Origin of the sequence: Bacteroides sp. 41_26, assembly GCF_949740115.1 — a bacterium.
In the GTDB taxonomy this organism is placed as follows: Bacteria; Bacteroidota; Bacteroidia; order Bacteroidales; family Bacteroidaceae; genus Bacteroides; species Bacteroides nordii.
Window position 1 is genome coordinate 96,485 of the sequence record NZ_CATJGZ010000067.1, and the last position, 16,366, is coordinate 112,850.

General features: G+C 40.6%; 9 protein-coding genes. 1 reads left to right on the forward strand and 8 read right to left on the reverse strand.

What is annotated here, in order from left to right:
* Positions 1-15: 15 nt before the first annotated feature.
* The 6 genes from QX565_RS08900 to QX565_RS08925 form a co-directional block, all read right to left on the reverse strand.
* On the reverse strand, positions 16-654 hold the full coding sequence (locus tag QX565_RS08900; protein ID WP_289292569.1) for an LA_2272 family surface repeat-containing protein: 639 nt from the start codon (positions 652-654) through the stop codon (positions 16-18).
* Between the two features lie 141 nt (positions 655-795).
* Positions 796-1,284 carry a hypothetical protein gene (locus tag QX565_RS08905; protein ID WP_289292570.1) on the reverse strand — a complete coding sequence of 163 codons (489 nt, stop codon included), beginning with the start codon at positions 1,282-1,284 and terminating at the stop codon, positions 796-798.
* 4 nt (positions 1,285-1,288) lie between these two features.
* Entirely contained in the window at positions 1,289-3,274 is a 1,986-nt protein-coding gene (locus QX565_RS08910; protein WP_289292571.1) for a hypothetical protein, read from the reverse strand.
* Positions 3,275-3,339: 65 nt separating this feature from the next.
* Positions 3,340-5,301 carry a hypothetical protein gene (locus tag QX565_RS08915; RefSeq protein WP_289292572.1) on the reverse strand — a complete coding sequence of 654 codons (1,962 nt, stop codon included), beginning with the start codon at positions 5,299-5,301 and terminating at the stop codon, positions 3,340-3,342.
* A 103-nt stretch (positions 5,302-5,404) separates the two neighbouring features.
* Positions 5,405-9,547 carry a hybrid sensor histidine kinase/response regulator transcription factor gene (locus QX565_RS08920; protein ID WP_289292573.1) on the reverse strand — a complete coding sequence of 1,381 codons (4,143 nt, stop codon included), beginning with the start codon at positions 9,545-9,547 and terminating at the stop codon, positions 5,405-5,407.
* A 136-nt stretch (positions 9,548-9,683) separates the two neighbouring features.
* Positions 9,684-10,820, reverse strand: a complete 1,137-nt coding sequence (locus tag QX565_RS08925; RefSeq protein ID WP_289292574.1) for a glycoside hydrolase family 88/105 protein — start codon at positions 10,818-10,820, stop codon at positions 9,684-9,686.
* A gap of 171 nt (positions 10,821-10,991) precedes the next feature.
* Between QX565_RS08925 and QX565_RS08930 the strand changes: the two genes are divergently transcribed.
* Positions 10,992-11,954 carry a hypothetical protein gene (locus QX565_RS08930; protein ID WP_289292575.1) on the forward strand — a complete coding sequence of 321 codons (963 nt, stop codon included), beginning with the start codon at positions 10,992-10,994 and terminating at the stop codon, positions 11,952-11,954.
* A gap of 464 nt (positions 11,955-12,418) precedes the next feature.
* Here QX565_RS08930 and QX565_RS08935 read toward each other — a convergent pair whose 3' ends face one another.
* Together QX565_RS08935 and QX565_RS08940 are read right to left on the reverse strand one after the other, a co-directional pair.
* Positions 12,419-14,572, reverse strand: coding sequence for an alpha-galactosidase (locus QX565_RS08935; protein WP_289292576.1), 2,154 nt, complete (start codon positions 14,570-14,572; stop codon positions 12,419-12,421).
* A 135-nt stretch (positions 14,573-14,707) separates the two neighbouring features.
* Positions 14,708-16,267 carry a hypothetical protein gene (locus QX565_RS08940; protein WP_289292577.1) on the reverse strand — a complete coding sequence of 520 codons (1,560 nt, stop codon included), beginning with the start codon at positions 16,265-16,267 and terminating at the stop codon, positions 14,708-14,710.
* Positions 16,268-16,366 lie beyond the last annotated feature (99 nt).

Sequence of the window (16,366 nt, forward strand, 5' to 3'; positions counted from 1 at the left end):
AATAGTTTTTATAACTTACGAAAAAGTAATTGAAGTGAGTAAATTCGACAACCATTCCCAACAACCTAAAGTGAACCGATTAATGTTAATCAAACCAATCTGAAATGTATACGTTTCTGAGTAGTTAAATAAGCCGATCTGTATTCCTTTAAACTCTCCCGAAGTAACATTGACCGGTGCTATCATTCCACCAGCTCCGTCACCTGCAGAATTAATCAAACCGGAAAACTGTATTCCACGCAATGTTTCAGCCAAATTGAACATTCCCGATACTTGTGTTCCATAAACTTCTCCAAGACTATTCATGATCCCAGCTATCTGTATCCCATGCAATACACCTGCCGTGAAATTTATTCCTCCGGAAAGAAACAAACCATCATAATCATGCGCGGTATGATTTAAAATGTATAACCCGGAAACAGCTACTCCTTTTGCCTCATACACCATACTACCCAACACATTGACAGCCAATCCATTCAAACAATTCATATCCGAAGAAAAACCAAGGTTTAAATAACAGGTTTGTTTGGTTTCCATAGGAAAAGTACATACATCAGAATTCAGAGAAAGATTAATTCCTATATGCTCATTCCGGGAAATAAGCATAAATAGGCTTAACACAATAGCAACAGTTAATATAAATATCTTTTTCATTTTAACAAATCTAAATTAGCCATCAAAACAAGATAATACCTCCTTATATAATTGGCTGATACATCAAAACCTTTCGTTTATAACAAGATAATGAAAGAATATCTGAAGCGCTTTTAAATGCGCTTCAGATAAAAAACAGACCTAATAACGATCTACTTCTTTCCAACTACGAGGATCGTTTTCTACCAAACGAATTTCCAAATCTTTTATCACTTGATCTTTAAATAGGGAACGATAAAGATTAGGTATTGACTTCCTGACAGAATAATGAATATCTTCCCCATTTTTCAAATAAGGTCTTTCAAATTCTACATAAATAAAATAAAGAGGACGTTTGTCCCTCCAGTAGTAATAATCTTCCATAACATAAGTCATGCTTGCCCCCCAATATTTAGATTTATCAGGGAGGCGACCATTAAAGGGGCTTTGCAAATAAATGTCAAGCTCAAATTCATCTGTAAACTTTGAGAAAGGCTGATTAATATACCGATCTTTATGGGTGATAAAATTCACCTCCATGTACTTCAAAGTATCATTGTTACACTCTTTTAAAGAAACATAACCAGATTGGGAAAAAGATTCTACTACTAAAGATGTAGTAAAAAACAAGACTAAAAATAATTTTTTCATAATATTATTTGCAATTTATTGGAACAATTTTTTCATTTCTAACAATAGTAGAATACACATCAAAATTTATTAACATCTTCTCTTTTTTGAGTATCCGAATGCCGGAGTCTGTTTGACGTAACAACTCCGCAAGTGCCATCATATGCCTTTCATAACCATTACTAAAGTCTCTAAAATCAGTTCCATATGCTTTAATCCAGATTTTAGATAATTCAGTTCCCGACTTAAACATATCAAGGACAGAAGCCCCTGGCGCGGATGCACTACCGGCATGTTCGGCATAGAAAGACTTAACCTTGTCTCCATCCTCAACATAAAGCATATAAATTCCATCTTCTGTGTAGATATAGGATGATTCGCAAATAGAATAATCCGTATACCATCCGGCAAGATCCAACAGATCAACTCCCGATGGTGGAGTCTTATTGGGATGGCTATGAATTGTTGATACAGTAGTAAAGCTGGTTACAACCTCTACACTGGTGGTACTTGTCCCTCTTTTTAAATCAGCTAATCTATATACGTCTTCATCCGGATAATATGATAAACTTATTGCATTCTCATACATTCCATTTGTACTCAAAGCATTTTCAAAATCAGCATATGAATAATATCTCGGGTCATCCGCCACTACAGATCGCATAGCATTATAAATTGCAGAAGCTGTATTTTTCAATGCTTGAGCATTAGAAATTAAATCACATAATGTATGAATCTCCTTACAATGTCTTTTCTGGCAAATCGGACATTCTTTGCTTGAACAAACAAGACAAGGACTCGCTGCTCTTGTTGATGAATTATTATCATTTATAAGCCCTGCACATACAGGACATTTAGGACCCGGACAATTTGTTTCCGAATCTTCACAAGTACAAGGATAACTATGACAAATGCTGCAACACTCGCATGGATATAATCCACAGTTTGAACATAACTTATAACATATACACGGATACTCCCAACATCTATAACAACATTGACACGGGCTTTGCCCACAATAATAACAACAATCACAATCATCTACAGGCTGATTACAATTGGAGCAATATTCAATCACTACATCACAATCATAGTAATCATCTATATTGTGCCACTCATTACAAAACGGACATTGATAATATTCCCAGTCTGCAGAATAAGTGGAAGCATTGACTGACAAATCTATCATATCCATTTTATAATAAATTGCATTTTCCGGTATTACTCTATTCTTCAAAGCTTGTCTGCTAAAAACTTTATGTGTAATTTTTCCGTCTGTATAATACCAACCTTGACGAATATGGCCATTGAGAGTGGACTTATAAACAAAACCTGTAAACTTACTATTATAAGGCCTATGCCGCAATTCTTTTACTTCATTCTTGCCTTTCTTCAAATATTCCTTGGTACCTATTAAAGTAATCATATAACATTCAACACGAGAGGAATCTCGCTTCTGTTGAAAAACCAGCATACATTCCACTTTACTACGTTCGTTCTGCATCTTTTCATCTTTTTTTTGCCACTTCTTTAATGCATACAGTTTACCGCCCGTATTCAATGGGACTTCAACATAGTTAAACGTTGTATCCGACCACTCTCGGACATTATCCCACTCCATGCGAATATTACTTTTTTTCAGTTCTGGCAGAGTTGAACGAGCTTTATGTAGCATTTGCTTGTCTATGTTGTAGTTATGTGTATATTCATGTCCGTGGTGAGTACAACTATCATGTTCACATAAAACAGAATCCTTACCAGACAAACCATTTGTATGCTTCGTCTGGCAGTTTGGGTCATTACAGTCTTCTTCTCGTTGCCAAGAAGGTAGTTCGACAATACCGTTCATTTTGTCAAAAAGAAACCTGGCAGATTCGGCATTTAGTTTACCAACAGACAACCCCACTGTTCCGACATCCTGCTCTATAGGAGCCACCCCCAAATCTTCCTGACAAGAATAGCCCACAATGAGTGCTATCAAAGACAATGCGATTAAGATTTTTTTCTTCATAATTCTTTCTTTTTCAGTTAATACTATCATTAATATACATCTGCAGATGTTTTTTTATTTTACTCTTACCAGAAACGCACTCTGCCTTCCTCCATCGTAAATATCCGATGTTCCTTACCACGACTTTTATCAATCAAAAGGTATAATCCATTAGAAGGGATGTTATGAAAATTCAGGAAGGGATACATTGCTTTCTGTTCGCCTAATGATTGAAACGTATGATCATTGTAATAAAACAGCTCGTAGATATCACCTGCCATCACGTGATTACTATCTGTACGGGGGAGATATTTTACCTTGGTCACATGAGTATTCTTCCCCAAATCAATACCGATCCAGTCTGAAATAGCGATATAGTCATTAATTGACTTATTATAAAGATCATACGCCTGAGGCAACAAATGAGCATCCGCAGGAAGAAAAAAGAGTTTTCCATATAGACAGGTGGTTGTATCTGCTCCATATACCTCTAATTCTGACAGTTCCATTTTAGCATTTCCATTGTGCTTGATACGTAGATAACGGCGAGGTATGGAAACACCCGAAGCATATACAGAATCATACTGTGTATTGGCATCGTGGGTAATGGTACATAATGTATCTACTTTCCAAAAATCCTTATAATCTGATGATTCTATGGTAGCCCCTATGATATGACGGCTGTAATTGGCAAAACGGTGAAAAAGAGGGTATTTCCGATGTAGAGTTAATGATGTTCGTTCTGTCTTGGAAGGAGAAATAGATTGAATAGTACCATCCAAACGAACATGAAAAGGAAGAGAAGCAGGTTGTAATTCGTCATCTTGAAAATACCCTGCTATAAACATGGTTTCGGGACCAACATCTGTAAATGTTACTTTAAGTCCATCCCGCTTACCGTAATGTACCGGTATCCAATGTGAGTTGTTGAATACACAAAGATAGGCATATTCCTGATTATCATCCGGTTCATAATCCAGAGAGACAGTTATATCATGGCAAGTCATATACTCGGAAGTGACATCCTGTAAAAAGCGGTTTTCAAAGAAGATGGGGATAGATTCGTCACCGGTATGATCTATCAACGCCCGTGCATTACGTTGATAAGTATGACGATACACTTTATTCATCTTATAATCCTGATTCAGACCACGAGGACGTGATTCAAATCCGGTGAAAGGATAATGTAAACCTGTGAAATGGTACACAGCATTCCAACAGTGCTTTCCCCCACGGGAGGACCACTGTTCAATAGACTCCATTGAAACGGGAATACCTAAAGAACGCATCACTAATACAGTAACAGGAACAAATTCCGGACAGCCTAAAGAGAAAATATCTTTCTCTCCGATCAATGGATGAGAAAAACGAACGGAATCTTTCCGGGCAAACCCCATCTCTTCTATCATTTTACTATTGACATACAGACATGCCTGATAGGGAGACTCATTAATCTCATCTATCCCTGCAAAACGTCCGGGCATATCGCCATACATACCTTTCAGAGAATCACGCCAATTAGTAATGGGTTCGTTGCCTACACGATAAGGAAGCAGATATTCACAAAAATCATCAAAATCAAGATGATGTGCCCAAGGATATTGCCAGGCTTCAAAAGCACAATCTATGTTGTGTATAAGATAAGAGGCGGTGATACACTCCACGTCTTCTATACGGCGTGCACCACTCACTTTATGAATGGACTGATAAGGATAGAGATGAAAAATCTGCCGGATATGCCAGGGAAGCCTACACATAGCAGCCGAACGGTTTACACTATCACGATATTCATCTAACGATGCACCATAATAAGAATAATGCCCGGGCATGTTTTCAATAAGGAAGACAGCGGCCCGTAATTTTAAGCTATCGGTATCTTTCTGTGAATAATACGCCAATACCTTTTCTAATTCAGAACGATTATTACCACTTTTCTTTAATGCTTGCTCCAGTAAAGAAGCGGAAGGAGGTGAGAAATGAGAGTGGCATGCTACCAAAGCAAAAAATAGTATTGCCCAAAAGGAGATAAAAAAAAGTGTGTTTCTCATAGCTTGTGTGTTTTTGACAAAGCTATGAGAATTCACACACTCGTATTATAAATATTGTATCATTTGCTTGAAATAATCAATCAACACGCCTGTAATAACAAGCTTATTCCGGATTCAGATCGTCATTTAGTGATATCTTACCACCTTCACGATGTTTCATCACAAATTCCGAAGGTGAATACCCATACACAAGCTTGAAGCTGTTTGAAAAATAGGCATGACTATTAAAACCGGTAAGTACGGAAATCTCCGACACGGTATAGTCTGACTCCACCAATAGTTTAGCGGCAACTTCCAATCGTTTGTTTCGGATCAATTCGGTTGGAGACAGCTCTGTTATGGCCTTTAGTTTTCTATACAGATTGGCACGGCTTAACCCAATCTCTTTGCTCAGCAGGTCTATATTCAGATTAGGATTGGCAATGTTTTTCTCTATAATCTCAAAGAACTTTTGTGTGAAACGATCATCGGTAGAAACGATCTCGATGCCCAATGCTTCGGGAGAGAATTTTTTACCATAGAGTTTCTTTAGTTTCTCACGCGCTTCAAGCAGGTTATTGATGCGACAGAGCAAAACATCCATGTTAAATGGTTTGACAATATAATCATCGGCACCTACGGAGAAGCCTTCTTTTATATGTACAACCATCGATTTGGCAGTCATCAGCACAACCGGTATATGGCCTACACGCAGGTCTTTCTTCACCAGTGCACAAAGTTCAAGACCGTCCATACGAGGCATCATAATATCGCTAAGAATGAGATCGGGATATTTCTCTACGCAGATATTAAAGGCATCTTCGCCATTGTCTGCCTCGAGCACATAATAATAAGGTTCGAGACACTCCTTTACATAATTACGTACTTCATTGTTGTCTTCCGCCAGCAGAACAGTCCATTTCTTTTCGGCATTCATAAGAGGAAGTTTCGCTGTAGGCGGAATTACATCTTCCACAATACGCTCTTCTTCCTCCGCCGCAAAACAAGACTCATCGTACACCCCTTTACTAACCGGAATGATTACTTCGAATATAGTTCCGTGAGGTTCATTGGAGGCTACCTCAATGATACCATGATGCAGGTTGACAATAGATTGGGTCAGACTAAGCCCAATGCCTGTACCCACATTATTTTCCTGACTCACCCCTACCTGATAGAAAGGAGTGAATATGTTCTTAATCTCATCCGTAGGAATTCCTTTACCTGTATCTGTCACCAACAGGCGTATCATGTTCGTATCGGCAGGAAGCTCTCCCAACTTTTCTTGCTGCCGGGATGGCAGTTCGCTATAGGAGATTGCTCTCAGATCGAGTGAAACCTCTCCTCCGCTATTCGTAAACTTAAAGGCATTGGAAAGCAAATTGAAAACAACCTTCTCAAACAGAGATTTATCAAACCATACACTCAGGCGCTCTTTATTCCTCTCGAACACAAAGTTGATGTTCTTATTCATAGCTATCTGATTGAAAGCACAGCAAATCTCCAGCATAAAAGAGCGGATATTGCTCTTAGTGAGCCGAAGCTGCATCTTTCCATCCTGGTTCTTCCGAAGATCCATAAGCTGATTGACTAACAGCAACAGCCGTTGTGCATTACTAAATATCAGACTGAGCTTATTCTTCACGCCTGCACTGAAATCCGCCATCTGCATGAGTTCCTGCAAAGGTGCGATAACCAGCGTCAACGGAGTTCGTAACTCGTGAGAGAAGTTGGTAAACAGGCGTAGCTTGGTCTGATGAAACTCTTCAAGCTGAAACTTCTCTTTCTGCTTGAACACCAGTTCCCGTTCCAGTTTCTGCTTATTGAGGATGTAATACATGATAATTGTAAGCATAGACAAAAAGACAACGACATAGAACAGATACGCATACCAGGTCTTCCACAAGGGAGGAGTGATGATGATACGAAGTTTCTTTACCTGCTCATTCCATATCCCGTCATTATTGGCTCCTTTCACTTCAAAGGTATAGGTTCCCGGGCTCAGATTGGTATAATAGGCTTCTTTACGATTGCCGATATAATTCCATTCCTTATCATGACCTTCAAGGAAAATAGCATATTGATTCTGTTCCGGAAAAATGTAATTGAGTGCACAGTAACTAATGGATATATTATTCTGATTGTATTTCAACCTGATTTCTTCGGTATCATCGAGAATAGAGGTAAGTATAGTACTTGCTCCAGGTTCCACCTCTTCATTATTAACCACCAATCCGGTAAGAACAAGTGGCGGAATGTAAGAGTTCTGCTGCAATTCATCGGGGGTAAAGGTTACAAAACCATTGTTTCCACTAAAACAAATATCTCCGTTGGGAAGCATAGCACCACTATGAGGGGTAAACTCCTGTATGGCAACTCCATTGAAGATATTATAGTTAGCGCACTCTTTCGTCTTGATATTATAGCGTGAAATACCGTTGCTGGTACTGATCCAGAGATTGTGCTTTTCATCGGGAACAATGGCACAAACATCATTCTCAGCCAATCCCGATTCCTGTGTAACGGTGCTGATAATCCCTTTTTCTTCGTCATAAAGGGCAAGCCCCCCTCCGAACATGCCAATCCATATATTTCCGGAAGCATCACGGACAATACTGGTAATGTAGTTATTCTGCAGACGCTGGTTTTCAGACTCTTCATCCATACTGTAATAAGTCATCTCATGTCTCCACTCATCGTATTTCACCAACCCGTCATTACGGGTTCCTACAAGCAATACTCCGGGTCTCAACTCCATCATGCAACGCACACTCCTCACTCTTTGCGGAGGAAGAGTATCATTGGCCAACTTAAAACTATTCTGTACACTCTTGTCTTTTCCAAGTTTAATCAATCCCACATCCGGACTGGCAGCTCCCAACCAGAGATCACCATTCGATGCTCTCAGTATGGAATAAATAGACATGGCTTCCTTAAACTGATAATAAAGCGAGTATTTCTTTGTACGGATATTAAACTGATAAATACCACCGCGATTGGTTCCGCACCACAGGATATCACCTTCTAACATCAGCCCTTTTACAATATTCTGGCTATGCTGTAACTGAACGGAATCTTTGATAGGATAATACTGATACCTGCGCGTAGGCAGATTATAATCGAGTATCCCCCGCCCTTCTGTTGCCATATACAGACAACCAGTAGGCATACAAACCATCATACCATAAATGCCGAACATGGCATCAAAGACAGTTGTAGGATCATGAAAAACAAAGCGATTGTTGTACTTACTACTATAATTGATACCCCCGGCATAAGTGCCTACCCATACAATATTGCTTCTGTCCACAAAAAGCGAATAGATAGAGAAATGGCTGAGGTTGCCTTGTTCCAAAGAGGCGTCGGAGTGCAACAGTTTGGAGTTGTTGTGCAGATCAATTGTATAAAGTCCGTCGAACGTACCTACAAGTAGTGTACCCTCCACTTCGGCAATACAACGGATGCTATTGTTGGAAAGTGCACTGTTATCTTTGGTATAAGTAACAATCGTTTCGCGATCTATATCGAGCTTGAACAATCCGTTGTAAGTGGCTCCGCCCCAAATCTGTCCTTTGGAATCTTCAAAAATGGTAGCAACATTATTGCTGGGCAGAATGCCCAGTTTATCTTTACTATTGGCAGTGAAATGCTTCAATGGTTTCATGTTCATATCACAGACATAAAGTCCTTTGTTCTTTGTACCGATCAGCATTTGTCCCTTAGTAGTTTCATAGATATCGGCTATCAGTTCTTTCTTGATCTGTCCGTTCAGCTCAATCACCTGAAACATATCCATGTCATTAATATACAAGAACATCCCTTCGGCCGTACCTACCCACAGACGATTGCGGGAATCGACCAGCAAAGCACGAATGGAACTGTTGTAAAGCAATGGATAAGCTTTGGTATTGAAAGATTTTATCTTATTGGTTTTCAAATCAAGGCGATTGAGCCCCTTACTTGTTCCGATCCATAGATTACCGGACTTATCTTCGGCCAAAGTAGTTATGTGATTATCGCTCAAACTGAGCGAATCGGTATTGCTATGCTTATATGCCACAAAACGGTTACCGTCATATCGATTCAGCCCATTACGAGTGGCACACCAGATGAATCCTTTGGAATCTTGCATAATCTTCAGAACGGAGATTTGGGAAAGACCATCCTTCAGGTTCAGATTAGAAAAATAGAAATTCTCAGCCTCTTTGGCAACTAGCGTCGGCAAGGTGAGAAAACAAACTAAAAACAACAATAATCGTTTCTTCATTAGAATAGTAATGTGTAATTCATAATATTATTTTCTACGCAAAGATATAATATGTTGCTTACGACGCAATAGATAACAGGAAAAAAGCAAAGCCTTTCTCTGTCAACAAAAGAAAGGCTGTACAATCTTTTGAAAATCATTTCCCGAGCAATGCAACTGCACACCACAACAAAGGAGCATGTGCATGCAAATCGCCCGTGATCTGCTTACGGTTCATGTAATGATTCTTATCATTCTTTATATTTGTCCCTTCACACACATTGGTTATTTCATCATCTTCGTTGATATAGGTCACCAGTGCAAGCCAGCCTTTACGGGCAGCAACGCCATATTCTTTCTTATCAAGCCAGCCATGTTTCACTCCCACAATCATGGCATAGGTAAACATTGCCGTACCGGAAGTTTCTTTGTAGGAAGCCGGTTCATCAATAAGCTGATGCCACATGCCATCCGGGTCCTGGTTTTGTCTGAGTGTATCCATCATCTTCTTATAAGCCTCCATTATAGTAGTACGGTCCGGATTATCTTTCGGAAGAATAGATAATAGCTGAGCCATACCGGCAGCCATCCAGCCATTACCACGTGCCCAAAAGAAAGGAGCTTCGGGAGAGTGATAAAATAGTCCGTTGGGACGCTGAATCTCTTTGAGGTACATCGCCATCTCACGGGCAGCACGGTCAATATACTTCCGGTCACCTGTAGCACGATAGGCCTGCGACTGAATGGTAGTGATCATAAACATGTCATCAATCCAGATACGTGTCTGCCAGGAATATCCTTTATCGGCATATGCTTTCTGTTCGGGAGTAGCATCGGCTGGAACCTCCCACTGTGTATCGGCATATCGCATACCGAGATCATAATAACGCTGATCGCCCTTTTTCTGGATATAGATTTCAAGGGGGACAGCTCCCACCACATTATGATCTACATGATTCATGCGGGGAAGCATCTTCTGCTCTGTGGAGAATAGAGGTTCAAAGCGATCTTTAAGTTTGTCAAGTAAAGGTTCGTTTTTAGTAATTTTGCCAAACCAGAGAGCACCCAGCCACGCACAAGCGTCGGGATACGTTATATAATTAGGGGCTTTTTCTGCCCGCGGATTTCCGAAACGGGTATGTGGGGTGACAATAAACTTATTAGCGATCCGATTACCAGCTTCGAGAGGAGTAGAACCTTTCGGAAATTTAGTGAGATTATACTCTTGTGACTGTAAAGGGGAAACCATCAGACAAGCGCCTGCCAAAAGGAAAAAGAATTGTTTGTATTTCATAATATAAGTATTTTGTATTATTGTGACAAATGTAAGGGATAATCCTTCAAACGGCTTGAACTATTGTATCAATCGTTATCAATATTATCCCGAAGCGTATCAGTCCGAGATAACGGAAAGAATTAAGAGATATATTTGCATCATTAATTTATCTTACATGAATAGAATATTATGAAGAAGCAATCACTTATTTACCCATTTGTAGCAGCATGCATGTATCTTGCTCCCTGCCTGCCATGCCATGCTGGAGATGTTTTCAAAAGTTCCGTTCCGGAAAAGGATTCTATCGCATATACTCTACAGGGAAGTATGCAAGCTGACGAGAGTCTTGTTGGCAAAGATTACAATGCCATTCACCAATATATGCGTCGGTTGGGATGGGATTACAGCGAGCACCCCAACTCTTCGCTCAAAGACCATCATACTGGAGTACATGCAGAAGTGGTATATGATAATGTATTGAAACAATATGTTTTCAAATTTACCAACCATGCAGGAGAATTCCTCGACGGTGATCGCGGATCGCTGAAAGACCGCCAACGCAATGAAATGAAAAGCCAGACCTCGCCCGCATGGCAAAAACTAAATGGTAACCGGGATGAATGGCAACAGCTAAAATGGAAATTCAAAATACCGAAAGGATTCCGTCCTTCGACTTCATTCTGCCATATTCACCAGCTCAAAGCACAGGAAGGTAATAACGGTGCACCTCTTATCACCATCACACCGCGTTGCGATGCAGACGGCAGTAACCGCCGGATACAGGTCATTCATACAGGTGACACAAGGGCAAGCTCCAAAGGAATCCTTATTGACAATATCCCTCTCAAAGAGTTTGAAGATGAATGGGTACAGGTAGAGACTGAAATGCACTATACAGACCACGGTTCCTTTCGCATAAAGATTACCCGTATCAGTGACGGAAAAGTACTGATAAATCAATTTTTTGATGATGTTGATCTCTGGCGTAGCGGAGCAACCAATATCCGCAATAAGTTTGGTATCTACCGTAGTTTGGGAGGTAGAATGGAAGGTCCTGATGACCGGCCTAAAAACGGTATCAAAGACGAACAGATCTACTTGGGTGACTTTCGGGTATACGAACGTTTGCCGTATGGAAAGACACGTAAGTAGTAAAAGCAGAAAGAAAAGAAAGATAGTCAATTACCGCTTTTAAAGAGCAAAAGGATAGAAATATCAAAAATCGGCTAATAAGACTTTCTGTTTGAAACAGCCACTTGAGAAAACTTTACAAAAAGAATCGCATAAACTTCACATAAATAAACTTTCCCGGTAAGATATGTACATTTTCTTATCGGAAAAGTTTGTTTTTATCGGTAGGACACGATTTATCAGAGTAGCGAAAAGAGACAAAAAAGAAAGTAGCAGAACAAACCCAGTATCAACTATCTACAATCATAAAGATAGTTACAAAAAAAGAAAGCATTTCATTCTAACACCGAAATAATCCAAGTACAAACTTTATGCGTTCTCACAACGCGTCTACAATGCCTTCAATTCTGTAAACCAGAGTTCTGCTCTGCTACAACGTTATAAAAAGGATATAGAAAATACATTTTGTTAAACCTCTCATTCCGTCAGTCACAAACTGAAGATATACCTTCATTTCCCAAACCGGAAAAGCAGGAGGCAAGATTAGTAAAATCAAGAACAGCAATCTCGCCAGGTTTCAAAGTCAACGATAGCATATCACCATAACGATACGAGGCTTTCACTCTACTGCCCACACTTCCCAAAGGAGATGAGACATGATAAATCATATCCGTTGCGGGTAATAATCCCAAATTACGATCAAGCATCACACTATAAGTTTGCTCCTTTTCCGAAGGGTTGTGAAAAGAGAGATACCCCTGAGTTTTATTCCAGGCACTGTAGCCGTACACCTCATTGTTGCGAGGCGAACCACCATGCATACGGACATTATGAAAAAGCGGGAATACTTTCTGAGCCCATTTCAAACCATCGGCCAGAATGTCCCAATCGGAATAAGACAACTTTTCCGTCTTGATATACAGCTCAATAAAGCCAGTGCCCCGGCTAAGATTCATATACAAATAATCACGGAAAGCCTCCGGTGTTTCATCCGGACCTGTTTTCTTAGGTTCATGATTGAAAACAGAATTCATCGGAAACTTCGTATTCTCTTCTTTCCATATCTGATGGTATACATTATCACGATATACCAGTTCCCCGTTACGATTGTTTCCTTTGGCAGCATCTCCGGCATTAATCAGCCAAACCACATCAACGTACTGCAACCACCAGGGACTAAGATAAGCTCCATTCGTGATAGCAATAAAAATATCCGGATTCACTTCTCCCAAACGATTAAAAATCCTCATCAAACGTTCTGTTCCGGCGGTCAGGTAATAAAGTTTCAATTCGTCATACCGGGAATCATTCAAGCGCTCGTCATTGGAAGAAAAGCCTTCAACTCCAAGTTGTGGCATAGCAGCCGTACCTCTTCCCTGCAACTCAAAATCACGGATATTAAGGTGTCCGAACAGCCCGTCAAATTTAAAATAAGAGACACCCCCGGAAGCAAGCTCCACAACCCGGTCTTCAAGTTTCTGCATATATACAGCTCCCGTCATAGACATACCATAAGAGAGAGATTCATACCCATATTCACGCATTTTAGGAACCATCTTCAATCCACCCAAAATGGAAGCCGGACTTAACCAAAGTCCAAGCTTAGAGTTGGCTTCTTTCGCTGCTTGCCGACTTTCGGAGAAATCGGGAGAAAACTTTGAATTAACCGTCCATACCTTTTCGGACCAATCAGCAGTCGCCGGATCGGCATTTTGCCAACCATCATCTATGACGTAAGCATTCAAAGGTGTACACCCTCGTTCAAGCACCAGTTCACTATTCACTTTACGCACACTGGCTGTAAACGTTCGGGCCGAAACACTCTTCCCAAAATCAAACCAACTGTTGTACTGAATCTGTAAGCGAAGCGGACGCTTCCTTATTTTATCGATATAGGCGTAAAAGGCATCATCAAGATAAGCCGGATCATCTGCCACTCCAACCACGCTCTTATAGGTGGTATACTCTTCGTCTTTAGAAAGTCCGAAGCCACGAAGATAGCCACAAGACATTTTCTGATCCGTTACCAGATTGGTTGCCGCAGGAAATTCGATTCCCCAATAGGTAGCCGTTTCTGTTGTATAAAGAGGTTGTCCCAGACCCGGTTTCCAACGGGCACTCCCCTGAGCCGTAATTTCTTTTGTAGTATAGTTTTGCCGGGCATCAGCGAAAGAGATAGACTCCACATCAACGCGTTCCAATGTAACATCCTTACCAGAGCGAATCTGCAAGTACTTGTGGCAAAAAGAATCATCATCCGTCAATTCATAGCTGACCGTCACCGAAAGTTCTTCTTTTTTATTATTAAGTACAAACCTGTAACCACGGCCTTTCTTGTTTGATGTAAGATTGTAGTCGGAAACAGAAAGTACTGTAAAATCTTTAGCAGTCAAGATACGGTCGGTACCTTCTTTGTCGGTACCCTCAGAAATGCGCAAGGCAAACTCTTCACATGAGAGAGGCGTCAGCGTTTTACCAGAAAGTTTATTGTAAATAGATTGAGTAGCCAGGACACCGTTGTTTACTTCAAGCGTACGTACCAGAAAGGGGTTCTCCAAACGATAAGCAGTAGTCTGGGCACCAAGAGTCACAGTAATCCCACACAGAATGATAAAAGATAGAAAAGTTTGTTTATTCATAAGGTTCGAAAGTAAGATGTTAACAGAACAATTTGTTCAAATTCACCACAGAGTACACAAAGACACCAGGGGGTTGCATATTCGATTACAAAAGTAATAAAACTCTGTAACCTCTGTATACTCTGTGGTGAGTTTTTACTTAGTCAATATCTGCAAGTCTGCTCCTTTTTGTCTTGCCATAAGCTGGGCCACATACAAAGAGCGAGGGAAAATATTAATCTCATTCTGTCCTTCCCAAATGCCTTCGGGACGGTCTTTGAAATGTCCGGGCACCTTCTCTCCCTTCGTTCCGATACTATAATTGTTTCCGGAAACCCAAGGATTTTGTATAGCAGCACGGCGCACCCGGCAGTTCCATAAGACTTGTGTAACACCGGCCCAACCATGTCCGCTTCCCATCTGTCCCCGATCCTGAACATTAATTTCTCCGTCGGTGATTATATTGTCATAAAGAGTACCCACTGCCCAACGGTGATGCGGACCTATATCTGCAAATGTCTGGGAAGCGGAACAATTATAAAATACATTCGGCCCGCACACACGCGCCCCGGTCACATAGTCATGACGCCCTTCGGAACTCTGGCAATTCATGAAAAGATTCTGTTGTCCCCAATTATTGAAACCATAACGGAAACCACCTGTAATAAGTGATTTTGCTTCAAGACAACGGCTGTTAGAAACCGTTACGTTCTTAGCCATCGCCTCACAACTAACAGCTGCATACCCCAGGTAACGACAAGTAATATTGCGTGCCCAGCAGTTTTCTACTTTATCAAACTCCACACCTATCCAACCATGCTGATTATCCTCATAGTTTTCAAACTCAGACTCAAGACAAAGATTGCTGACTCCTACTTCACTGATACGTCCGTCAAATGTATACTTATAAATCTCACCGCCACCATATTTGGCATCCATCTGCATTACAACAGGATTATCAATATAAATACGGTCGCCTTCTACTTTGGTTATCTCACGTTCAAAAGCAAGATTATACTCTTCGGGAGTCCATTGACGGGTACCTTTACGTTCTACAATTTGATCCATTTTAAGGTCGTGTATCCACTGTGAAGTACCGGGGCGATAAAGCATAATGCGATCTCCCGGACGAAAACCTTTACCCGAAGAAACCCGGAAAGAATGGGTACCAACAGGAACGAATGTATCTGTAATCTTTGCCCGTGTACCCGGCACTTCTTTCGCTCTTCCCGTACCGGATACTTTTATTAACGAATACCGCTTTTTCCCTGTAGCCAAAAGACGGGTTTCATTCACATTTTCTCCCTCTCCCTCTAATACAACACCACTGGCGGTAATAAGAATACTCTCAGAGATCTTATAAATACCTCGTTTGAGTAAAACCGTCCCCCGGTGTCCATCCTTATCGGGCTTCATTTGCGAAACTTTATCAATTGCCTTTTGGATAACGTTATGGCTATCTCCGTTCGCTATCGGCGAAACGATTATCGTAGCCGGATAAGCCGGAATGCTCTTATCTCCGTGATGATAACCTACACGGCTGAAATCCGGGATTGTATTTCCTTCTTTATCAGGATAATATGTAAGTTCTCCCGCATCGGTTATCTTTACCAGGCTGGATTGCCAGGCAGGCGGGAGTTTGGTTTGTGCCAATGCCCCTGTAACAAAGAAGACAATAAAGGCCCCTCCACAAATTAGGTTCTGAAATTTACTCATTGAATTGAAAATTGAAAATTAAAAATTGCTATGCAGCGCGTTGTCGTTTAATTGAAAGTCTTATAGAGTTGAAAGTTACTATGCAGCATGACAGCGCAG